Raw genomic sequence first — 21,495 nt, 5'->3', positions numbered from 1 at the left:
AGGTGTCCACTACAGCTCAGTCCGCATATGGTACAAAAAAGGAGGTCGATGGCATGAATCACTCTGCCCGTCCCGGACAGACCGCTCCCTACGCTAAAGGACCCAAGACAAAGCTGCCTTCAGCAAGAAAAATCCGCAGGGCTTGCAACAAAGAATTGTACCGGACTATAAAGCGACTCAAAGTTTATATTGCACCAGACCTTGTAACACAAGGAGAAAATCTATATTACCGAAAAGTGATCGGCAACCTGATCTGGGTGAACGAAAATCATAATAACCGAAAAGCTCAGTGTGACTGGTGGGACAAAGATGTACTCCCTGAGCTTGCCGTACTTTGGGATATCCCAGAAGCCAAGCTTTCCGCTGCATTTCGAGATTCCTACGGAGGATAACTTCTGCTTATTTAGGATGAAGGCAAGTCTTTTCTGAATTCATCCCTTCTGGGGAGCCGAACAGGTAAAGCCAGAGCACCCAGTAAAATGAGAATCATCCAAAACACCGTATAACTAAAATCAAAATCAATCCCGCCATGCAGTATAAGAATCAACCCGGCAGGTAAAAGTTCCGGGGCATACCGCCACAGAAGTCTTCCTATATAGAGGAAGAGACTTGCCATAAGCATCAGCCCTATCAACCCCGTATCGATCCACATATCGAGATAGGCGCTATGTATTTCATTCCCCGCATACGGGGCTGATTGCACCGTATGCACGGCATGTTTCCAGGCCTCCCCGCCATGCCCCAGCCAAGGGGAGTGCAGGGCAAATCTGGCTGCATCCTGCCACATGACCTCCCGGGAGACCCAAGTCTCTCCGGAGGTCATTCTTGCGGATGCAGTATGGATCACGAGCCAGGCACAGCTGGCAAGGCTCGCTGTACTTACTGCGGCAGCGGCCACCCTCCGGCCGCGCGCAAGCAGTGCATGGAGCAGCAGCGCACCTGTGAGCGCTGCGATCTCCCCCCCGGCCAGCCACAGCAGGCCGGGGATTGTTGCCGGCGCAAGGCTCGCACCGGCAAGTGCTCGGTGCGTGACAGCCGCCGCAAGGAGCGGCGCAGCACCCGCACAAAGCAGCAGCAGGCGTTGTCCGCGCTGCTGCAATAGGAGCATGGCGGCAGCGCATACGCACGCCGCCAGCCAAGCACCGCGCGACTCGCTGAGGAGAAGCGCGGTTGCAGCTGGATACAAAGCAAGAGACGAGAGGATCACTCGCTCTCTTGCACCTTTTCCACTGCAGCTAAAATCGGATGTTGCTGCCGCGAGGCGCTCCAGTAAAAACATCCCAACAAGCGCTGCATAGGCATTCGGATATTCAAGCACCCCGGATAATCTTGCTCCCGCAAAGCTAATTAGCGGATCATCCGTGCGCAGAATGGTATAAGGTAATACAAACAGACCACATACAGCAGACAAACCGCTAATCACAAGAAGCCAGCCTGCTACCTGAATACTTGCGGCAAGCCATCTTTTCCCGAGTGGTTTCCTCCCAAGCAGAAGACAGACTGCGGCAAAGACACTAATAAATCCAAACCGAATCATATCTTGAAAAGTACCTTCTAGACTAATCGGATTCCCCCCTATGAATTGGAGCGCATAAATAACAGATAGAAGTAGAGGAATCATATATAAAAAAAATCCTTGGCCGTAGAAAGGATCATACCAAAGTCTACTCTTTTTTCTTATCTGAAACCAAACATATAAATACAGAGCAAACAGCGCACAAAAAAACATCCCTCCAAATTTATATACATCTTGAATATAAAAGAGACCTCGTTCCATGATCCCCATCACGAGCACAAACCCAGTAAGGCCACCTAATATAGAATACAGCCATCGTTCTTTTTGCGCAGATTGTTCTCCTATATTTTGATGCATCATGATTTAACGATTCCTCTTTTCCTTTTTATCTTCCTACCTACTATTCCCTAAAAAAAAGAGGTCAACCCTATATAAGGGTTGACCTCTTATCTAACACTGTTGTTCAATTTTCCCATGCTACTTACGAGTTAGGAAGCAAATCACGACAAGCTCGTTCCAGGTAAGGATCGACATGTAGGAAGTCCCGGTAAGCCTTGTATTCTTTCCACAGAGTATCCCGGTCGCCTGCTTGTCCGCGTACCGCTCGGATTAGGATGTTTTTTGGTGTGTGCTCCATATCAATAAACTCCAGCAGCTGTGTTCGATATCCCATCATATCAAGCAATTTAGCTCGAATGGAATCTGTAGCAAGAGCAGCGAAACGCTCTTTCAGAATGCCATGAGACAATAATGGGTTCATAACCGAAGCTTCCATTTGCGCAAACAATTCATGCTGACAGCAAGGTACAGACAAAATAACCGAAGCTCCCCAGCGAACTGCTTTATCCAGTGCGGCATCGGTTGCCGTATCACAGGCATGAAGCGTAACCACCATATCTACTTGTTCAAGCTCATTATACTCTGCAATATCTCCTACCAAAAACTTCAGATTCTGATATCCCAGATTCTTGGCGATCTGACTACAATGTTCAATGACATCTGCTTTCAGATCAAGTCCAACAACCTTAATTTTCCGTCTCTGCTTCACCGCCAAATAATGATAAAGAGCAAACGTTAGATACGATTTACCACATCCAAAATCAACGATAGTAATCGGTCTCTCCTCTGGCAGACTAGGCAGGATATCCTCAACCATCTCTAAAAAGCGATTGATCTGTTTGAATTTATCATATCTACGAGCATGTACTTTTCCTTCCTCACTCATGATACCGAGTTCAATGAGAAAAGGAATCGGTTTGCCATCTTCAAGTACATATCTTTTTTTACGATTATGTGAAAGGTCAATCTCCTTTTTGGACGGGGACCGAGTTAGAATGGAGACCTTGTATTTTTTACTGATCAAAATTTGATAGTCTGCTTCTGGTGTACACAGCATACCTTGTCTAAATGTTTCCTCGAACAAAGCGGTCACAGCCTTAACTGCCTGCTCTGGTTCTAAGTTTTCATGAATCACCTTATTGTTCTGATGATATGCAAACTGATAGTGCAATTTATTCTTTAGCAATAACGGCTTAATCTGTACTTTTGAATAAAGTTGGCCTTCTCGTTTACGTAACTGGCTAAGCGTAGCATTGATCAAAGCCTGCTCTTCAAATATATTTGTAATTAATTTTCGTAAAGAATCCAAAATGGTACATCTCACTTTCTATATAACTTTATCTTAGTAACGATAACATATTAGACACTTATGTTCAGTAAGTTTATTTTTATCATGGAGAGACTGAATCATACTACTTACTTTGCAAATGATAAAGCCCTTCTTCTACCTCTTGACGAGGCAGCCCTCCTTGTTCAAGCCTCTTATCCTCTAGTTTTAAAAGGCGATGATAGAACACGCGAGCTTCTTCTTTGTATTGTTCTTCACGGTCCACCAAACGATACCAACTATTCTCAGCTTCCGCATATTGACCTATTTCCTCACGGTATAATGCTGATAATCTTTCCGTTTTGTCAGGAAGTTCATATCCTTTGACTTTCACATATAGCTGCTGAATTCGTACCGGTGCTTGCAAAATATCCGGATTGGCTCCATTCAGCATACAGTATAGATATAAATGCAAAGCCTTCATATACCGAATCAAGCTTACGTCTGTGTGTCCTTGATCCTGATATATCTCGCCTTCTTCTTCTAGAATACGGGCAACCTGCTGAACTTGATCTACTTCTACCCCACCACCTTGACGGAATAGATCAATAATATCCTCGGTAGGTAACGAATTCAGGAGCTGAGAATTTAAACGAAATTGACGTTTTAGCCATTCATCGAGCTCCCATAACGCTTCTATATGTTTTTTCTTTTGTTTGAGTTCAAACACTTTGCCGATCATGTTGGTCATTTCCTCCACCATACGAAGGAGATAATCTCTTCTAAACATATGGACTTCCACTCCTTAATCAGCGTATCCGTACTGTATCGTATTGATTTTACCTGCATTCATCCGAAAAAGCCAAACCACAAAAAAAAGCAGACAGGTTCTTTCATTCACCTGTCCGCTTGCTAATCTATATTTTTAATTTACATGCTTATTCATAAACTCTAAGATAACTCGTGCCAGCTCTTCCGGTGCCTCTACCATACTCATATGCCCAGCACCACGAATTAAAGCTTGCGTAACTCCTGCACCATCTGCAGTAAAGGTTCTATCCGGGGGTACGACTCCATCCGATTCGCCAGCGATAAGCAGTAGAGGTACGTTGGACTCCTCCAGAACATGACGCCGATCAGGGCGTTCTCTCATTGCGATTGCTGTGCTCGATGCTCCTAGCGGAGAAGTACGATATCCAATTTCCTGAATTTTATCGATGACGGTGGACATCCGTTCACGGTTTTCCTCTGCAAACAAACTCGGTACGAGAGAATCCACAAAATTCTGAATTCCTTGTGTTTGAATGGTAGAGACGGCTGTTAATCTTTTCTCTTTTGCCTCTTCGCTGTCTGGATAAGCAGTGGAATGAACAAGTCCAAATGCTTTAATCCGTTCAGGATAACGTTCTGCAATAGAAAGAGTGATGTACCCGCCAAGTGAATGACCAAATACACTTACTTTGGCTACTTCAAGTGCATTCAACATTCCTATTACGTCGTCTGCCATTTGATCTATGCTGTAACTGCTATTTGGAGCATCTGACTGACCATGTCCTCTCAGATCAGGAACAATGCAGCGATAATTCGCTGTGAGTTCAGGGAATAGTTCATCAAAATAAGCTGAACTGCCGCAGAAACCATGCAACAGTAAGATGGCCTCTCCTGCTCCTTGATCCTTATATGCAATGTTCTGATTTCCAAGTTCAATTTTCTCCATCAGTTACGCCTTCTTTCTGTTAGCCGTATTAAAAGACCCTGATTAAACTTATCTATTCTATTACTCTTTTTATAACCTGCTGAAACGCTCTACTTATCTATAATCATTTCCTAGACCTCAATAGCTAATTCATTTACTTGGCCCATTCTTGTGTGGTCTACACCTGCTCTAGCAGCGTGTGCAATCTGTGAAGCCATATTCATTACTTGATACAGTGAGGTCATTTGCAAGATGGAATACGGCCTAGGACCGTTCCTATTTACAATGCCGACAATACTATAATTCCCTACAGGAGGCAGTTGTCCTTTTACGGACCGTCCCGGGAACAAAGCAGTACCCTTACCTATAAATCTACCTATATTAGCAGCATCTCCTAGACAGGCATCTATGGCAATAATAATCTGATCAGGAGGAATTTCTGCAAGATACGACTCCAGGTTCGTTGCATCACAAGGATTTGAAAGCGTACCTATCACTCTTGTAAAACCATGATCACACAGATAAGTTCCGGTCAGCGGGCCAAGTGCATCGCCAGTAGAGCGATCTGTTCCAATACATACGAAAGTAATCTCTTCTTCCCTATGCTCGGTATATATTTGTTTAAAAAAAGAGACAAGCTGATCCGCTGTCATCGCGTTCTTCACTGACATTCCGCTTCGAGAAGTAAGAGAAGTGAATTTAGACAATACCCGTCATCTCCTTTTCGTGTCTTCTTTTTCTTTCTATCCTACTCCTTACATGATACAATACGAACAAACTTTACTGTACCGAAAGGAATGGACGGAATATGGATTTATCTCAAAAAAGCCCGGAAAACATTGATTACATGATTGAGGCTATTAAAGGAAAATTAAAAATGGCGAGTGCTTCTGCCCTGCAATCTTCTGCTTTTTCCGTGGAACAATATGATGATATCTATGACCTATACGATGTTGTCAATTCAAAAACAAATCTTAGTATATCTGAAGTGGAAGCGCTAGTGTCTGAGCTTGGTCGCCTGCGCCGCGTGTAACAACTGCATAAGAGAATATAACAAACAGCCCTGTGCTTACGATGGCATATAGATCATTTCCTGATTAGGAGAAAATCTATAGGATCCATGTTAAGTTTACAGGGCTGTTTTTTATAATGAAGAAAGAAACGTTCTACGTTCTATGCATGGGATTCCAGTATGAAAGCAGATTCTGCCTTGCCTACCACAGTACGTGCGTCATTCCGGATCTCTCCGGGGAACTGCTCCGTAAGGCGCTGGATCGTCTCTGCATTATCATAACCGATCTGTGTAAGAATGGATTTCACAATGAGCCCCCACTCTTCATCTGAACCATCAAGTACTTTAAAACTGATACCTAACCGTTCCTTGCGTAAAGCCAAACAGAATACACCCTGAAACCCGCCTTTAGCTACAATATTATCATCTTGAAGGAGGACAGAGTCAACTCGTCCTGTTCCTCCGACCATCTCTGGAGCTTTATTCATGGCCGTAGTAATCACTTCTACCGCTTTGCGGGTTTCCTCATCTTCAATCAAATCTGGACAAGCCAGTTTAAGAAATGCCGTTGCCATTGTTGAAATAGGCAGTGCGAAAACAGGGAATCCACAACCATCCACCCCTGCTGCCATATCACTTGGATCAATTTCCCCTAGATGAGATATGGTTTGTTTGATTTCTTGTTGAACTGGGTGATTCGGATCGGCATAGGAAGAAAGATCATATCCCTTTACCTTACTGTACGCAAGAACTCCCATATGCTTACCCGAACAATTATGCAGGAGCCTTCTCTTATCTCCTTGCTGCCGAATATAATCCGTGCGGCTCTCCTCATGCAGCGGAAAACTTGGTGCACATACAAGTCCGTCTTCATCCAAATTTATCTTTTCTTTCATGTGCTCTAATGTATTCCTATGAAAAGGTTCTGAGCGATGAGAAGATACCATCAGTGCAATTTCTTCTTGACTAAGATCGTATGCATCCACAATTCCTGCCCGAATTCCAGGTATTGCTTGAAGTGGTTTTGCAGCAGAACGTGTAAATGTCCTAAAGTGGGGATTTCCTGCCGAATAAACAACCTGCTTCTTATCATTCACGATACATATATGTCCTCGGTGTGCACTTTCAAGTACGCCCGAACGAAATTCTTTTATTAACATTGTGTCCGTCATGCTAGTTCTCTCCTTCTAAATAAAGGGACCCTTTTTCATTATTATAGGATACCCTAACATTCACCATAGTACAGTATAGTACAAAGATGATATTTTGACAGATAAAATAGGTAAACTATTATGAAAGGTTCATATTTAAGTTGAAATTTTTAACTATAAAGGAGCTCATTAAAACATGCTAAAAAACAAAAACCATTCGTTAATATGGACTAGTATCGGTTTTGCTGCAAGTTTCATTGTTATTTTTCTTATTGCTTTTCTATTCTACATACTGGGGACAGACCGCATACAAGAACTTGATATCCGGATTCAAGAGTTGCTATTCCCTTCTGAAACCAGCTCGTACTATGCTCTCCTCCCTCTTATGCGGGTGATCACATCCTTTGGTTCCTTTCATTATTCTTTGATGGTAGCACTCGCATTCGCTTGTTATTACATTATTTATCGAAGTCGTTATTTAGAGGGAAGCATCGTACTGCTAAGTTTTCTCGGAATGTGGGGAATTAACGCCCTTAGTAAATACATTGTGCGCCGAGAACGTCCGGATCTTGACTTTCTTATCAGCGTTAGCGGTTACAGTTTTCCAAGTGGACACGCCATGGTTGCCGCTGGTTTTTACGGTTCCCTGCTATTAATCGCAGTCTATTCGCTGAAACAGAAAAAAGGAGATCCCATGTTACTTACTATGATTGGCATCACGGTTATTTTCTTACTTGGATTCAGTCGTATTTATCTGGGTGTACATTATCCTTCAGATGTGTTAACAGGATTCACTTCAGGCGGCGTATGGGTGTTATGCATAAACAAGGTCTTTCGAACTGAATTTGCATTATCTCCCTCTATGAAGCACTAGATGTTACCATCCTTGTTTCAATACTGGCAAGGAACGTTTATATATCGAATAGCAAGGCACAAGAGCAAGCAAAGGAGGCGATTGTTATGTGGGCCATCATCTTAAGTATCGTAATGGCGATTCTCATTGGACTTATCGGCGATGCTCTCGTTGGCCATAACATGCCAGGTGGTATTTTAGGATCGATGATTGCAGGTTTAGTCGGTGCTTGGATCGGTACGATGCTATTCGGTGACTTTGGTCCCGTCATCGCTGATTTTGCCGTAGTCCCAGCCATCATCGGAACAGCAATCTTTGTTTTTCTTCTCGGACTTATTGGAAAGTTGTTTAGAAAAGCAGCTTAACGGGGTAAGAAAAGAACAAGAAGTAATGAACTTATAAAATTTAAAAATTAGAGGAGCGATTATAATGAATCAAAACGACATGGAATACAATAGATCAATTGCAGACTACAGAAACGAAGATACGGGGAATAGCAGCAACTTTACGAAAGGTTTATTTATCGGAGGGTTGATTGGTGCTGCAGCAGCGCTGCTTTTCGCACCGAAACCGGGCCGCGAACTTCGCGGTGACTTGTCTTACCGAATGGGTGAAGTATCCGATAAAACGAAAGAAGTGGCTACCGTAGTTGGCGATAAAGCTTCTGAAATTGCAAAAACAGTTTCTTCTAAAACTACAGACTTGGCTAAAACAGTTAGTGATAATACTTCTACTGTCATTACAAGTGTGAAACAAGCAACTGCTGACGTAACGGATGAAGCTAGAAAAGCTTCTGAAAATGTAAGCAACGAAGCACAAAAATCTTCAAACAACATTTCGAATGAAGCAAAAAACGCAACTTCTCAGGTTGCTGCAACTACTGAAAAAGCTACCAATGAAGCGAATCGTGAACTGAATCGCAGTTCTAACCATTCATCCACTAACCATTAATATCTATCCTTCATCTGAGTAGCGTATAGCCAGCTGTATACAGCTGGCTATTTTTTCATCATTTTAACGATACGGAACAAAGGAGGAGAATCGATGAGTACGATGGACATAAACACAGATAAGAAAAAAAATGAACACAAGGAGATCGTTAATGATCATCCTTTTGAGCTAAGACATGAAGTAAAGAATTTAAATTCACGTCTCGATGGGATCTATAAAGCAATGGAAAGTGTAGAATTCAAAGATTTGCTGGAAAATTACAGCAGCACCAAAAGACGCCTTTTGTCTAATTTCACCGCTGGGATTGCTCGAGGATTAGGTATGTCTCTGGGTACCGTTGTTGTACTCGCTTTATTAGGTTGGTTACTCAGTCTAATTGTGGATATGAACCTCCCAGGTATCGGAAGATATATCGCTGAACTGCAAGGCTATATAAATCAGGCCAAGTAATCATCTTCTATGATCCCGAAAATAATTCATATAATTGAAAGAAGCCTTATTAATTACCTTCCAAAGGATAATTATAAGGCTTTTTAAATTTCATTCCTGGTTCTTCTTTTTTTGAACCTTTCCGGTTTTGATTTTTAGAATATCACCTGTCCAACCCTTAAAGTACATCCATAAGTACATGCTTACCATACTGAGCAAAGTAACAGTAATTGTCACGGTAAATCCCCATGACGTCGTAATCCATGGTAAGTTCTCAAAGTTCATTCCCCAAATGGCACCTACCGCAGTAGCTGGAGTAAACACGGAGGTGACAATAGTCAACGTCTTCATAATATCATTTCCTCGAATCGAAGATGAAGCATCATCAATGGAAATGAGTGTATCAATCTCTTTTTCGTAGTGTTTAAACAAACTATCCATGCGTTTCATTCGGTAGTAAAGCTTCTTATACGTCAATCTCTTTTCCAAATCCAGCTCATAAAAGGCTTCATTAGCTGCATACATTAATTCTTGAAAAGAAATAAACTGATTACTCCAAAACAACAATTCAAAACGCGCATTCAAGATTTTATCCATTAATGTCCGGGCATTCTTTTCTTCCATACTTTTTTCCAACTTACGAAGATTAAGTTCAAATTCATCCATACCGATATGAAAATAATGCAGCAGCGTACGCGCCATGATAAATAAGCCCGATACCGCATCGTCAGCTTTTGACAATACCATTAATCTTTCTTTTGAATAGAGCATCTGTCTAGTGCCTTCATCTATATTTAAGGTAACCAGCGTTCCAGGTTCAACATAGAAGTAAAATTGGCTTTCTATGCCTTCTTCCCCGATATCTTTTTTAATGGTATACAGAATAGAACCGAATAATACCTGTTTCCCTCCAGCTACCGTACGAGCTGATATATAATTCGTTTCCAAATCAGGTAATTTACTAAGCCACTCTGTAGCTCCAGGCAAGATATCACGAAGTTCCTTTAGTTCCTTGCATCCAAGGTCAGTTACATTATAATTTCTCCACTGAAAGTGATCAAAGATCTTCAAATCATGACCCATTTCCTTAATATCGTATTCTTCCAAAAAAGCCCCTCCCTTCCTTTATGTCATTGCAATAAAAAAAGCATGCGCGCATTCCGATGGAAATGCAGGCATGCTTCCAAGCTTACGTAAGCAATTTGATAAGTTAAAAAGAAGATGATTGCGACATAATCTGTTTTAATTTTTCCGTAGCTCTCTTCTGAATACGAGATACGCTCATTTGGGAAACCCCTAATTTCTGAGCAATAGCTCTTTGCGACTGTCCATCTTGGAACGCGAGCAGCAGTACTTTCTGTTCTTGTTCCTTCAATTGGTTCATCGCTTGCTGAAGATCCATTCGTTTCTCTACCGAATCATAGTCATTCACATCCGAACTAATCAGTTCACCAAGAGTAGCTGTACTCTCATCTTGTGATAACGGCGAATCCAGTGAAACATAATGATAAGACTCACGACCTGCAAGCACCTCTACTGTTTCTTCAACGGTGAGGTCCAGATAACTCGCAATTTCTTTCACATCAGGCGAACGTTCAAGTTTCATCGTCAAATCATCAATGGCGTGCTGTACCAGCGCACCTTTTTCTTTGATCCGACGCGGCACTTGTATGTACCAAGATTTATCACGAAGGTAGTTTTTCATATGTCCAATCATGCTTTTCATAGCATAAGGCTCGAAAGGGATCCCCAAGGATATATCATATTGACTGAGTAACCTAACGAGCGCCATTTGACCAGTTTGATACAAATCTTCATATAAATCCGGCCTATTCCTGGATATTTTCCCAGCAGCCATTTTGACCATAGGCTCGTATTTCTTAATCAGTACGGTGGCAATTTCGTTATCTTTGGTTTGTTGATATTCCCAAATTAACCCTACTGCTTCATCCATAGACTCTTGGGGAGTCGACCGTTCAGTCATACCGTTTCCTCGCTTTTATTGAGGCGTTTGGTCAGTACAACCTCAGTTCCTTTACCAGTTTCACTTGTTACATTTACGTCATCCATAAGAGCCTGCATGAGATAAAAGCCTAGGCCACCGATTTGAACTTCATTCAAATCTTTGTCATGCAGTGTAGCGACTCCTTCTCTTTGCTCAACACGTTCAAAGCTCTCCCCTTCATCTTTGACCGTAATAGCAAGTTCAGAATCGTCAAAATTAAAAATAACTTCTACAACTCCATTTTCCTCACCGTAGGCATAAAGCACGGAATTATTGCATGCTTCGGAGACAGCAACTTTCATATCCTCGATCTCTTCATAGGAAAAACCCATTTTAGATGCAATTCCGTACAGATTAAGCCTAACAATATCAACAAAGTCGGCTGTCGCCGGCAAATTCAGTTTTACACTTTGTGATTCTGCTTTCATTTTACCTTCGTTCCTTTCCTATTGGGTATTCTCCTGTGAGACAAAAAATTTCGAGATACCGGTCATATCAAATAATTTTTGAATATTTGCTGGCACTTCTTCTACTATAAAATTCGTATTCTGACCATGTCTTACTTTCAGGATCGATAGCAAGATACCAATTCCTGTACTATCAATGTATTTCAGATCTTTCAGATTTACGATTAAGTTCTTTTCAGTGTCCCCCACGAGTGGTTCCATTGTATTGCGGAAATCAGGTGCAACGGAGAGATCAAGTTCTCCGCTCAGATAAACCTTATTAGCATTGTCTACCGTTTCCGTACTTACATTAAACTTTTCATTTTTGTTTGTATTCATTAGACATCTCTCTCCCGATAAAAATGTTATCTATATTGAATTAACCTCAGGTATACGATATGAAACACTTTTTATTTTCCATTCTTTTCTTTAAAGTATGGAGGTTGCTCTGGAAGTATTATATGTCTGACGAAACTCACTTATTTTTTGTTTCACATTTGACATTTTGACAGGTTTACTAATGTAACCATTCATTCCTTCCAAAATACACCGATCTTTTATTCCATCCATTACATTAGCAGTCATTGCGATAATCACAGGTTGAGGTCTATGTCCAAGCTCAGATCTAATCCGACGAGTACATTCAAGTCCGTCCATAATCGGCATCTGCAAGTCCATGAAAATGAGATCATATGAATTCGTTAACGCCATCTCCAATGCCTGACTCCCATCCTCGGCAATATCCGAAGACAGTCCAAGTTTCTTCAGCATGCTAGTCATTAATTTCTGATTAATCGGATGATCATCCACAACAAGAATAGTTGCTTGAGAATCAGCCTCTTCATCAGGACGTTCTGCGAAAACAGGAAGCTCTTCATCTTCCAACAATTGATTATAAGGAAGCATATTCACCGTAAATACAAAGGTAGCACCTCGTTCTTCCTCCGTATCTACTCGGATTGATCCTCCCATCATATCCACTAGATTTTTGCATATGGCAAGACCCAGGCCTGTGCCACCATATTTCCGTGTCATGGATGAATCAAGCTGGGAAAAAGGCTTAAACAGATGATCGGCTTTCTCAGGCGCTATGCCAATCCCTGTATCCTTAATCGTGAATTCTAGTACATAACGGCACTGGTCAAACTCCTTAAGGGAAGCCATTAAATATACCCCGCCATGCTCTGTAAACTTAATAGAATTGGCAATCAAGTTCGTAAGAATTTGTCGAAGTCGGGACATGTCTCCGTAGAGAACGCTCGGGATAGCCTCATCAATGAAATAAACGAGTTCCAATTTCTTCTTGGAAGCTTCCATCTGAAATAAATTATAAATTTCTTTAATACAAGAAGATAATTCAAATGGTTGTTGTTCAAGTTCCATCTTCCCTGATTCCATTTTGGTGAAATCCAAAATATCATTAATGATAATGACCAAGGCATCTGCACTGTTACGAATGATTTCGGTATATTCTTTTTGTTCCTCTTGTAACTCTGTTTCCATGAGTAGATCAATCATTCCGATGACACCATTCATCGGTGTTCTGATTTCATGACTCATCATTGCCAAAAACTCTGTTTTGGCTTGCACTGCAATTTCTGCTGCTTCTTTAGCCTGAACTAGCTCTTGATTAATCCGTTCCAGCTCCATTGTTTTTTGTTGCAAGAGCATGGACTGAATTTTGAGGCGTTTGTTGGATAAGTACATATCCACGAATCCCTCAATTTTGGATTTCAAGATTTGAGGAATAAAAGGCTTTACCATGTAATCAATCGCACCTGCAGAATAACCAGCAAAAAGATGCTCTGCCTCTTTACTGTTTGCTGAAATAAAAATGATAGGTATATCTTTCGTTTTATCTCTAGCCTTGATTAATTTGGCTGTCTCTATTCCATCTAGACCAGGCATCTGCACATCCAGAACAATGACTGCAAAGTCATACTTCAGCAGACATCTAAGCGCTTCTTCACCTGAAGTCGCTTTAACGAGAACATATTGCTCACTTTCGAGGACTGCCTCAAGAGCTAGCAGGTTCTCTGGACGGTCATCGACAAGTAAAATATGAATCGGCTCTTTCATCCCCATAGCCATGGTCCCCCTTACTACTTCAACTTACGATATATTTTTTCAACCCGATCCATCGGTTCATAATCTTCACTATAACCAGAAAAGTGTATCGATTCTTTAGATCCGAGTACCAGTACGCCAAGGCGACTCAAACTTTCATGAAACAAACCGTGTACATGACGCCGTAATTCGTCATTAAAATAAATCATCACATTTCTACAGAATATAACGTTAAATTCGTTAAAAGAACGATCCGTTGCCAGATTATGTTCAGCAAAAATAATATTCTTTCGTAAATAAGGATGAAGCATGACCGAATTATAACGGGCCGTATAATATTCAGAGAAAGCACGGGTCCCCCCTGCTTCCATATAATTTTTCGTATACAACTTCATTTTTTCAATTCCATATACGCCTTCTTTGGCCTGCTGAAGGGAGCGTTCATTCATGTCTGTGGCATAGATTCGAGACTTCTCGTAAAGCCCCTCTTCGTGCAATAGAATTGCCATAGAATAAACTTCTTCTCCCGTAGAACAGCCGGCATGCCAAATCCGAATATAAGGATATGTTCTAAGCAGCGGAACTACCTTCTCACGGAACATCTTGAACAAGCTGGGGTCACGAAACATTTCCGTAACTGGAATGGACAAACTTTGCACCAATTTCTTAAATGCAGCACGTTCATGCAGTACCTTATGTTGAAGCTCAGAAATTGAATTCATATGTTCTGTATCTACATGGTGTAGAATCCTTCTTCTCAGCGAAGGCATAGCATAGTTTCGAAAATCATACCCATAAAAACGATGAATCCCTTCTAGAAGCAAATCGATCTCGATTTGCTCCCTCTCTTCCTGTACAGGTTTCTCATCGAAAGATCCTTCTGAAATTGTCGTTTCCCCAGTTGACATAGATTAGTCCACTTCCTTACTTTATACTTCCAAAAATATAGTTTCGAGTTCTATTCTCATAAATAAGGGTTCTAACTCTTATACCCACTTTTCAAGCTTACGAATACAACCATACTCGCATTAGAGATAAAAGTTGATCCGTTTGTATCGGTTTTTTCACATAATCTGAGGCTCCTGCCTCTATACATTTACCTCGATCGTCCTTCATTGCCTTCGCTGTCAAAGCAATAATTGGCAATTTTTCAAACTCAGGCATTTGCCTAATTCGGGTCATCGCCTCATATCCATCCATCTCCGGCATCATCATATCCATCAAGACAAGATCATAATTCCGATTCTTTTCAAGAAGCTCTATCGCTTCTCTTCCATTCTCGGCAAAAGTTACATCCATACGGTAGCTTTCCAGTACACTCGATAAAGCAAATACATTACGAATATCATCATCAACTAACAAAATTCGCTTGCCTTCAAATAAAGTTTCTTTATTATAAAGATTTTGCAAAATCTTTCTCTTGTCTTCCGGCAAGTTTGCCTCTACCCGGTGTAAGAACAATGTAGTCTCATCAAGCAAACGTTCTGGAGATTTAACATCCTTAATAATAATGGATTCAGCGTACTTACGAAGTTTCATCTCTTCTTTACTATCCAGTTCCTTGCCTGTGTAAATAATGATAGGCAGATCATTCAGCTGTGCATCATCACGAATCTGATCCAATAGTTCAAATCCTGTTATATCCGTCAACATGAGGTCAAGTACCATGCAGTCATATCTCACTTTGCGCAGTTCCTCAATCGCTTCTTTCCCTGTGGAAACTGCCGTTATGGCTACATCATCATGGCCGATGAGTTCAATAATTGCATTACGCTGTATCTCATCATCCTCTACAATGAGAAGACGTTTCAATGATTTATCTATATAAGATTCAATATGAGCAAAAGCCTGATCCAATGATTCCCGGTTAGATGGTTTTTTCAGATAAGCAATAGCACCCATCATAAGTCCCTGTTTAATTTCATCCATTACAGAAATCACATGCACCGGAATATGACGAGTAGACAGGTTTGCCTTCAATTCATTCAAGACACCCCAACCATCCATCACAGGAAGCTGAATATCAAGAATAATCGCGTCTGGCAAATAGCGCTTCGCCATCTCAAGACCCACGTCTCCTTGCAAAGCAACAAGTGCTTTAAAATCGCGTTGCCTTGTCATGTCGAGCAAAATATTAGCGAATTTCGGGTCATCTTCGATAACCAACATCACGCGGTCCCCGTTTTGAATATCTTCTCGGTCATCTTTAATGTTGTTAACAACAGCTACGGACGAGGAAGATAATACTTTAGGCGGACTAGAAGGAATGGTCATTGGTTTATCATAAATAACTCTATCTTGCTTAACAAAACTTTCATGAGTTGCAGCTGATTCTTTATACTCATTCACCGCTCCATTAAGTTTCACGGCATCTTCTTTAAGAAGAGGCAAGAACAGAGTAAAGGTGCTTCCTTCTCCTTCTTCTGAACAGAGCTTAATTTCCCCGCCGAGCAGTTTAGCTAACTCTCTGCTGATGGATAATCCCAGTCCCGTACCTCCATATTTCCTGCTTGTCGTTCCATCCACTTGTTGGAAGGCTTCAAAGACCAAATCAATTTTGTCTTGCGCAATTCCAATACCCGTATCTTTTACCGACATCGAAATGTAAGGAATATCAACATCAAAATATTCTGGCAGTTCTGATCTTTCAGCTAGCTTCATATTGACCGTAATCGAACCAGAAGTGGTAAATTTGAAAGCATTTGATAAAAGATTACGTAAAATCTGTTTCACACGATGTCCATCTGACACAAAGGACGATGGCAGATTCTCATCCGTTTCAAAATGAAGTTTCAGGTTTTTGCTCATCGCTACAGGTGCAAAGTTTTGTTCTACGAAGCCCTGTAGATCCGAGATATTAACTTTTTCATGGTTAACTTCCATTTTCCCAGATTCTACTTTAGATAAATCTAAAATTTCATCAATCATTTTCAAGAGATCAGCACCTGACATATAAATGGTTTGTGCATACTCTTTTTGTTTTGGAGTCAGGTTTCCATCTTTATTCTCTGTTAGAAGTTGAGAAAGAATAAGCAAACTATTAAGCGGCGTTCTAAGCTCATGGGACATATTAGCAAGGAATTCCGATTTGTATTTCGACGTAATAGACAACTGCATCGCTTGCTGCTCCAGTTGACGTTTCGTTATTTCTATCTGTTCGTTCTTCTCTTCTACCTGCTGTACTTGCTCTTCGAGCGCTCTGGTCTTACCAAGAAGTTCTGTATTAAAATGCTCCAATTCTTCCTGTTGACGTTGCAGTAATTCTTCCGAACGTTTGAGTTCTTCTGCTTGCTCTCCCAGACTTTCGTTTGAACGACGCAGTTCCTCTTGTTGGGTTTGGAGTTCCTCGGATTGCATTTGAAGTTCTTCTGTCAGCGCCTGCGATTCACGTAAGAGTTCTTCCACACGCATACGACGATTAATATTGTTAATGATAACGCCGATATTATTGACTAGCTGCTCAAACAGCTGCTTTTGCATGTAAGTTAGCGGTTCAAACGAAGCTACCTCAACTACACCAAGCATTTCCTCTTCAAATAAAATAGGTCTAATGAGGATGCTGGCAGGTGCGGAATGGCCAAGACCCGAACCAATTTTTAAATATCCATCAGGTGCTTCACTAAGTTCAATCACTTTTTTATCAAGTGCGCTTTGTCCAACAAGTCCTTCTCCAATTTTGAAGGTAGATTTACTGTTTGATTCTCCTCCATCAAAAGCATAAGCTCCATAACATCTTAACTCGTCTGGATGTTTATCCTCATCATGAAGATACACAGCACCATAATTCACTCCAATAACAGGAGCAAATTCACTTATAAACAACTGGGACACTTGTTCTGTTGATCCTATGCCCCGCAGTAAATCAGTAATCCGAGCCATATTGCCATTAAGCCAGTTTTGGTCCTCTTGTGCTCTTGTATATTCTTGCTCCAATAACTGCTTTTGTTCCAGATCTTCAGCCATGTCTTTAAACACACGGGCGATCTGGCCAATTTCGTCTTTCGTTTTGACTTTGATTCTTCGGATGGTGCGGAATCTCCCTTTTCCAAAACTCTGAATCATCATCGAAACGGTACTTAATCCTTTTGTGATACTAGGAATGACCCAAAGTATAATAGCAAGAGCAATAAGTAAACCAGCTACCAAAAAGCCGCCAAGCCATTGAACCGTTTTATTCATTTTATCTTTTGCTGCTATAATTTCCTGATCGATCAATAAATCCTGATATTCATTCAGCTTGGTTAGACTCGTCAGCGCATCCTGCTGTATTGTAGCCCCTGCGTTGTTGCGATACGAGTTGGACTCTACAATCTTCTGGTCTTCCAGAAGTTGCATAGCACGAGCCGTATAATTCTCAAACTCTTGGATCTGATCTTTTACATCAGTAAGCAGACTAATTTCCTCTGCTGTATTTGCACGTTCCTCAATTTTCTCTAAATTATCTTTTAGGCTTGCCTGCTTTTCATTGATCTTTGCAGTTGCCGATTGTAATGTGGTCGCATCAGGATTCATCATAGCTGTCGTAATATAGAATGCAACATCGTTTACATCCGCACGTACGCCAGAAGTGAATCTAGTCTTCATGTACCTATCGTTATACATATTATCAATTTCGCTTTTCATGTTGTTGGTAGCGTTAAAACTGATCATCGTAAGCACAAGTAAGATCGCCATCATTGCACTGAAGCCAACAAGCAATCGAGTGCGTATTTTCATTCTCTTATTCTCCTTTTAGTGAAATCCATACTAAGCAAATATCATCTTCATGTTCTTTCGTCACTTCTTCATCAAAGAACGTCTGGCGCATCTCTTGCTCGTCAAAATCATGGTTCTTACTTAAGCACTCTTTCAAAAATGCAAGTTGCACTTCTGTTTCTCCATCCACAGCTTCGAGTAACCCATCCGTGTACATCGTAATATGACTATCACCTTTATAGTAGACAGTGTGAGTTTCTGCCTCCATCGTATCAAAAAGTCCAACGGGATGAGTGACACGGTCCAGTGAAATCACTTCACCATTTCCTTCAAATAGCAGTGCAGGAGGATGACCGGCATTGACGTAATCAATCCGCATTTCGTTCGTATCAATAACAAGATATATAGCTGTGAAATAGTACATAACTAACTGATCATCAAGATAAAGTTGATTGAATCTTCGGTTTAATTCCTTCATGACCCGGTCAGGTTCAATATAGGTGGTTACGGTGTCTTTTAAGACAGAAGCAATAAACATACAAAAGAGTGACGAGGAAATGCCATGCCCCATCATATCTAGCAATATAACCCCGTATCTTCCTTTACCAAGCGGGTACCAAGCATATAAATCTCCTGCAAGTTCAGCAGATGGCTGATACAAAGCATTCACCTTAAACTTGGGGTCTTCAATAGCGGGACTGAGTACCGCATTCTGAACAAGACTGGCTAGTTTTAGTTCATCTTGGATACGCTGGTCTCGCTCTTTACGCCAATCTTTTTCCTGCTTTAGACGTAAGGCCAGACGAATTCGGGCCATTAGTTCCACTTTGTTAATCGGTTTCGTAACGTAATCCATAGCGCCTACATCAAGGGCTTCAGCAAGTTTCTTAGAATCCCCAACAGCGGTCACCATAATGATAGGAATGTCTTTAAGATGAGGATAGGTTTGTACAATACGACAAGCTTCTATTCCATCCATTTCTGGCATCATCATATCTAGCAAAATGAGATCTACATCAGGTTCCTCCGCTTCATCCGATGGAAGATCTATATTCTCACCTCGAACTTGAACCCCTAATACATCAAACATTTCAAAAGCGGATTTCGCAGTAACGATATTTTTATAATTTTCTTTCTTTAAAATTTCACGAATAATAATAACATTGGTCGGATTGTCGTCTACGATTAGTATTCTCATAACCCTCTCCTTCTACTAGCATTAATTATACTAGGGACTGTTTTTTCTGTAACAGAAATAATATACTTTCTTAACTATAGCAAATTTTAAAGAGATAAGATATTTAAGATAACGTGCATACATAGCAACACCTTTTCTTAAACGCACAGAAAGGAATGGGAGTTAAATCCTCCCATTCCTTGCCTCATATTTTTTATATACACTTGATTTTGGTATAGACAAATACTATACACTTCGTTGAGCTATAACAAGAACTTTCCCTTTATCAAGCTCTTTCTCGTAGTATTCTGCTTCCGTTTCAGTAAATCCAGTGGATACAATTTTAGCACGAAGTTCATCCCCACGAGAACGGAACAGATTAGCAATTGAATCAAATACGCCTTCTTCTTTCAAACCAATCTCTTTAGCGTTTGCTTTATTAGCAATGCGGTCAGTCCGGTCTTCACTATGTGCCAATACGAAAATATCTTTCGCTAAATAATCTGCGTCTCGAAGTTCTTTTACCGTTTCCACTGCCTGAATTCCGTTCTCAACGAGTTTAGCATACGCTTTCGAATTCGTTGTTTTCATGATATCCACGCTCCTTAGAAACCTCTGAATTTTCCAAATAGTTACCTAGTATATAAACGATTCTATTTCTTTTGAAACAAAGATCTCATTTCTTCTAAAAAGAGGCTTCATCAAAAAATTCCACTTGTTTCAAATGCTCATTCTTGTCGAAATAGACTTTTACAACCTGGTGACCTTTAATGTACACATCTCCATCTTCAGCAATGAAATCTGGTTTGCCAAGCGTATGTTTGATGCTGCGCGGAGTAAGTTCCATGTATACATCATTCACCTTTAAGTACGTTGCCTCTTTCTTCACCTGAATATAGGAAACGGTTCCATCTATAATACCGATGGTCACATCATCATAAATGTATTCTCTACTACCCAGTATTAAGTCTTCTTTCGTCTGTTCGGGATACCCTTTCTTGTTCAGCACCTCTGACTTCGTATCTTGTAAGGAAATATCATTTACAGTTTTGAATTCAGACTGTTGCTCGATCGGCAGTATTTGAGTTGGCTCCGACTTCTTTACCGCCAACTCTACTGATTGATTGCCTTGCCACATTGCGGCAGGTTCAGCCGTAGGTTGAACGGAAAAGGGAGATGTGAGCGCCAACATGATTAGCATGGTTTGTAACATCATCTCTCACCCTTTCTTCTTCTCCTTATGCTGTACCATCCTGCCGCACGTACGTTTATCCTGTTAGGGATGCTTGTTTATATCGCTATGGCAAGACTTCTTACATACATTCTTTTCAAATTAACGTCTGATTTTGTTCCAAGTGTCTGCGGCAATATCAACATAATTGAGCCACTTTTTACTTGTTGAATTCTCATGATGTGCAAGACTCGGAGTTACGATTCCTGCAGAAGTTCCTCCAGCAGCAGGCAAAGCTTTTACTTCCGAAGCCTGTTTTTCTGCTACTCGGCTGCTTCTTACAACGTTACCCGATTCTTTCTTGTGTTGAAACTTACTCATTACACTACTTGATACTTGTTTAGCAGCACCTGTTACTTCTGCCAGAACTTCACCCAAATTTCTCACAGATACCATGACTGGATCAATTTGTTTCATTTTATGTTCCACATCTACTGTAATCTCATTAGCATGACGAACGGTTTGCTTCACCTCATAACCTAATTCATCAATTGTACCTTGAACTTCTTTCAGTGTTTTGGATACGTTATCCAGGGATTCTTGAGCTGTCTTTAATGTCTTAATCAGGAAGACAACCAGTACAGCAAAAGCAACCGCAATAATAGCTACGCTAATTTGCCACAACATTTACACAACCTCGCTTTCGTTTCTTCATCAATA

At 40.9% G+C, this 21,495-nt stretch carries 23 protein-coding genes; 6 read left to right on the top strand and 17 right to left on the bottom strand.

All coding sequences use genetic code 11. The features are described 5' to 3' along the window. The first annotated feature begins 53 nt into the window (after positions 1-53). Positions 54-392 carry a hypothetical protein gene (locus tag H9647_RS21910; RefSeq protein ID WP_191804047.1) on the top strand — a complete coding sequence of 113 codons (339 nt, stop codon included), beginning with the start codon at positions 54-56 and terminating at the stop codon, positions 390-392. Positions 393-403: 11 nt separating this feature from the next. On the opposite strand, the gene H9647_RS21905 is transcribed toward H9647_RS21910, so the two are convergent. From H9647_RS21905 to yyaC, 5 genes are all read right to left on the bottom strand, one after another. Next, entirely contained in the window at positions 404-1,876 is a 1,473-nt protein-coding gene (locus H9647_RS21905) for an O-antigen ligase family protein (protein WP_191804045.1), read from the bottom strand. A 121-nt stretch (positions 1,877-1,997) separates the two neighbouring features. After that, positions 1,998-3,164 (bottom strand): class I SAM-dependent methyltransferase, encoded by a 1,167-nt coding sequence (locus H9647_RS21900; protein WP_191804043.1) that lies wholly within the window; start codon positions 3,162-3,164, stop codon positions 1,998-2,000. Between the two features lie 103 nt (positions 3,165-3,267). After that, positions 3,268-3,912, bottom strand: a complete 645-nt coding sequence (locus H9647_RS21895) for a DUF6483 family protein (RefSeq protein ID WP_191804041.1) — start codon at positions 3,910-3,912, stop codon at positions 3,268-3,270. Between the two features lie 135 nt (positions 3,913-4,047). After that, entirely contained in the window at positions 4,048-4,839 is a 792-nt protein-coding gene (locus H9647_RS21890) for an alpha/beta fold hydrolase (protein ID WP_191804039.1), read from the bottom strand. 110 nt (positions 4,840-4,949) lie between these two features. After that, positions 4,950-5,525 carry a spore protease YyaC gene (yyaC, locus tag H9647_RS21885; protein ID WP_225229487.1) on the bottom strand — a complete coding sequence of 192 codons (576 nt, stop codon included), beginning with the start codon at positions 5,523-5,525 and terminating at the stop codon, positions 4,950-4,952. A gap of 101 nt (positions 5,526-5,626) precedes the next feature. Here yyaC and H9647_RS21880 point away from each other — a divergent pair, with 101 nt between their 5' ends. Continuing rightward, positions 5,627-5,851 carry a DUF1128 family protein gene (locus H9647_RS21880; protein WP_191804037.1) on the top strand — a complete coding sequence of 75 codons (225 nt, stop codon included), beginning with the start codon at positions 5,627-5,629 and terminating at the stop codon, positions 5,849-5,851. 140 nt (positions 5,852-5,991) lie between these two features. On the opposite strand, the gene H9647_RS21875 is transcribed toward H9647_RS21880, so the two are convergent. After that, positions 5,992-7,002: an asparaginase gene (locus tag H9647_RS21875; protein ID WP_191804035.1), complete on the bottom strand. Its 1,011-nt coding sequence runs from the start codon at positions 7,000-7,002 to the stop codon at positions 5,992-5,994. A gap of 175 nt (positions 7,003-7,177) precedes the next feature. Between H9647_RS21875 and H9647_RS21870 the strand changes: the two genes are divergently transcribed. The 4 genes from H9647_RS21870 (at position 7,178) to H9647_RS21855 (ending at position 9,235) form a co-directional block, all read left to right on the top strand. After that, positions 7,178-7,855, top strand: coding sequence for a phosphatase PAP2 family protein (locus H9647_RS21870; RefSeq protein ID WP_191804033.1), 678 nt, complete (start codon positions 7,178-7,180; stop codon positions 7,853-7,855). Between the two features lie 86 nt (positions 7,856-7,941). Continuing rightward, positions 7,942-8,199 (top strand): GlsB/YeaQ/YmgE family stress response membrane protein, encoded by a 258-nt coding sequence (locus tag H9647_RS21865; protein WP_191804031.1) that lies wholly within the window; start codon positions 7,942-7,944, stop codon positions 8,197-8,199. A gap of 64 nt (positions 8,200-8,263) precedes the next feature. Further along, on the top strand, positions 8,264-8,785 hold the full coding sequence (locus tag H9647_RS21860; protein ID WP_318245355.1) for a YtxH domain-containing protein: 522 nt from the start codon (positions 8,264-8,266) through the stop codon (positions 8,783-8,785). A 93-nt stretch (positions 8,786-8,878) separates the two neighbouring features. Then, on the top strand, positions 8,879-9,235 hold the full coding sequence (locus H9647_RS21855; RefSeq protein WP_225229486.1) for a DUF5665 domain-containing protein: 357 nt from the start codon (positions 8,879-8,881) through the stop codon (positions 9,233-9,235). 90 nt (positions 9,236-9,325) lie between these two features. Here the strand turns inward: H9647_RS21855 and H9647_RS21850 are convergent, their stop codons facing one another. The 11 genes from H9647_RS21850 to H9647_RS21800 form a co-directional block, all read right to left on the bottom strand. Next, positions 9,326-10,321 carry a magnesium transporter CorA family protein gene (locus H9647_RS21850; RefSeq protein WP_191804030.1) on the bottom strand — a complete coding sequence of 332 codons (996 nt, stop codon included), beginning with the start codon at positions 10,319-10,321 and terminating at the stop codon, positions 9,326-9,328. A gap of 103 nt (positions 10,322-10,424) precedes the next feature. Continuing rightward, the gene (locus H9647_RS21845; RefSeq protein WP_191804028.1) at positions 10,425-11,198 is read right to left on the bottom strand and encodes a sigma-70 family RNA polymerase sigma factor; all 774 of its coding nucleotides are present in this window, start codon (positions 11,196-11,198) and stop codon (positions 10,425-10,427) included. Further along, positions 11,195-11,647, bottom strand: coding sequence for an anti-sigma B factor RsbW (rsbW, locus tag H9647_RS21840; protein ID WP_191804026.1), 453 nt, complete (start codon positions 11,645-11,647; stop codon positions 11,195-11,197). Before rsbW ends, H9647_RS21845 begins: the two co-directional genes overlap by 4 nt. Positions 11,648-11,665: 18 nt before the next feature. Beyond that, a complete protein-coding gene (locus H9647_RS21835) occupies positions 11,666-12,004 on the bottom strand; it encodes an STAS domain-containing protein (protein ID WP_191804024.1) in 339 nt (112 codons plus the stop codon). Between the two features lie 90 nt (positions 12,005-12,094). After that, complete coding sequence (locus H9647_RS21830; protein ID WP_191804022.1) at positions 12,095-13,750, bottom strand: response regulator; 1,656 nt, start codon at positions 13,748-13,750, stop codon at positions 12,095-12,097. Between the two features lie 17 nt (positions 13,751-13,767). Next, positions 13,768-14,640 (bottom strand): CheR family methyltransferase, encoded by an 873-nt coding sequence (locus tag H9647_RS21825; protein WP_191804020.1) that lies wholly within the window; start codon positions 14,638-14,640, stop codon positions 13,768-13,770. 97 nt (positions 14,641-14,737) lie between these two features. Further along, entirely contained in the window at positions 14,738-18,448 is a 3,711-nt protein-coding gene (locus H9647_RS21820; protein ID WP_191804018.1) for a response regulator, read from the bottom strand. A 4-nt stretch (positions 18,449-18,452) separates the two neighbouring features. Then, positions 18,453-19,625 (bottom strand): SpoIIE family protein phosphatase, encoded by a 1,173-nt coding sequence (locus H9647_RS21815; RefSeq protein ID WP_191804016.1) that lies wholly within the window; start codon positions 19,623-19,625, stop codon positions 18,453-18,455. A 225-nt stretch (positions 19,626-19,850) separates the two neighbouring features. Beyond that, a complete protein-coding gene (locus H9647_RS21810) occupies positions 19,851-20,195 on the bottom strand; it encodes a general stress protein (RefSeq protein ID WP_191804014.1) in 345 nt (114 codons plus the stop codon). Positions 20,196-20,289: 94 nt separating this feature from the next. Further along, positions 20,290-20,796, bottom strand: a complete 507-nt coding sequence (locus tag H9647_RS21805; protein WP_191804012.1) for a hypothetical protein — start codon at positions 20,794-20,796, stop codon at positions 20,290-20,292. 141 nt (positions 20,797-20,937) lie between these two features. After that, entirely contained in the window at positions 20,938-21,462 is a 525-nt protein-coding gene (locus H9647_RS21800) for a DUF948 domain-containing protein (RefSeq protein WP_191804010.1), read from the bottom strand. Between the last annotated feature and the right edge of the window lie 33 nt (positions 21,463-21,495).

The organism is Paenibacillus gallinarum, from assembly GCF_014836635.1.
Classification (GTDB): Bacteria; Bacillota; Bacilli; order Paenibacillales; family Paenibacillaceae; genus Paenibacillus; species Paenibacillus gallinarum.
Note: the sequence above shows the minus strand (reverse complement) of the source record. Positions and strands in the feature narration are given on the sequence as shown.

Coding starts and splice junctions, on each gene's coding strand:
- H9647_RS21910 (WP_191804047.1), top strand. CDS start 54: ATGAATCACTCTGCCCGTCCCGGACAGACCGCTCCCTACGCTAAAGGA.
- H9647_RS21905 (WP_191804045.1), bottom strand. CDS start 1,876: ATGATGCATCAAAATATAGGAGAACAATCTGCGCAAAAAGAACGATGG.
- H9647_RS21895 (WP_191804041.1), bottom strand. CDS start 3,912: ATGTTTAGAAGAGATTATCTCCTTCGTATGGTGGAGGAAATGACCAAC.
- H9647_RS21890 (WP_191804039.1), bottom strand. CDS start 4,839: ATGGAGAAAATTGAACTTGGAAATCAGAACATTGCATATAAGGATCAA.
- H9647_RS21880 (WP_191804037.1), top strand. CDS start 5,627: ATGGATTTATCTCAAAAAAGCCCGGAAAACATTGATTACATGATTGAG.
- H9647_RS21875 (WP_191804035.1), bottom strand. CDS start 7,002: ATGACGGACACAATGTTAATAAAAGAATTTCGTTCGGGCGTACTTGAA.
- H9647_RS21870 (WP_191804033.1), top strand. CDS start 7,178: ATGCTAAAAAACAAAAACCATTCGTTAATATGGACTAGTATCGGTTTT.
- H9647_RS21865 (WP_191804031.1), top strand. CDS start 7,942: ATGTGGGCCATCATCTTAAGTATCGTAATGGCGATTCTCATTGGACTT.
- H9647_RS21860 (WP_318245355.1), top strand. CDS start 8,264: ATGAATCAAAACGACATGGAATACAATAGATCAATTGCAGACTACAGA.
- H9647_RS21855 (WP_225229486.1), top strand. CDS start 8,879: ATGAGTACGATGGACATAAACACAGATAAGAAAAAAAATGAACACAAG.
- H9647_RS21845 (WP_191804028.1), bottom strand. CDS start 11,198: ATGACTGAACGGTCGACTCCCCAAGAGTCTATGGATGAAGCAGTAGGG.
- rsbW (WP_191804026.1), bottom strand. CDS start 11,647: ATGAAAGCAGAATCACAAAGTGTAAAACTGAATTTGCCGGCGACAGCC.
- H9647_RS21835 (WP_191804024.1), bottom strand. CDS start 12,004: ATGAATACAAACAAAAATGAAAAGTTTAATGTAAGTACGGAAACGGTA.
- H9647_RS21830 (WP_191804022.1), bottom strand. CDS start 13,750: ATGGGGATGAAAGAGCCGATTCATATTTTACTTGTCGATGACCGTCCA.
- H9647_RS21825 (WP_191804020.1), bottom strand. CDS start 14,640: ATGTCAACTGGGGAAACGACAATTTCAGAAGGATCTTTCGATGAGAAA.
- H9647_RS21820 (WP_191804018.1), bottom strand. CDS start 18,448: ATGAAAATACGCACTCGATTGCTTGTTGGCTTCAGTGCAATGATGGCG.
- H9647_RS21815 (WP_191804016.1), bottom strand. CDS start 19,625: ATGAGAATACTAATCGTAGACGACAATCCGACCAATGTTATTATTATT.
- H9647_RS21810 (WP_191804014.1), bottom strand. CDS start 20,195: ATGAAAACAACGAATTCGAAAGCGTATGCTAAACTCGTTGAGAACGGA.
- H9647_RS21805 (WP_191804012.1), bottom strand. CDS start 20,796: ATGTTGGCGCTCACATCTCCCTTTTCCGTTCAACCTACGGCTGAACCT.
- H9647_RS21800 (WP_191804010.1), bottom strand. CDS start 21,462: ATGTTGTGGCAAATTAGCGTAGCTATTATTGCGGTTGCTTTTGCTGTA.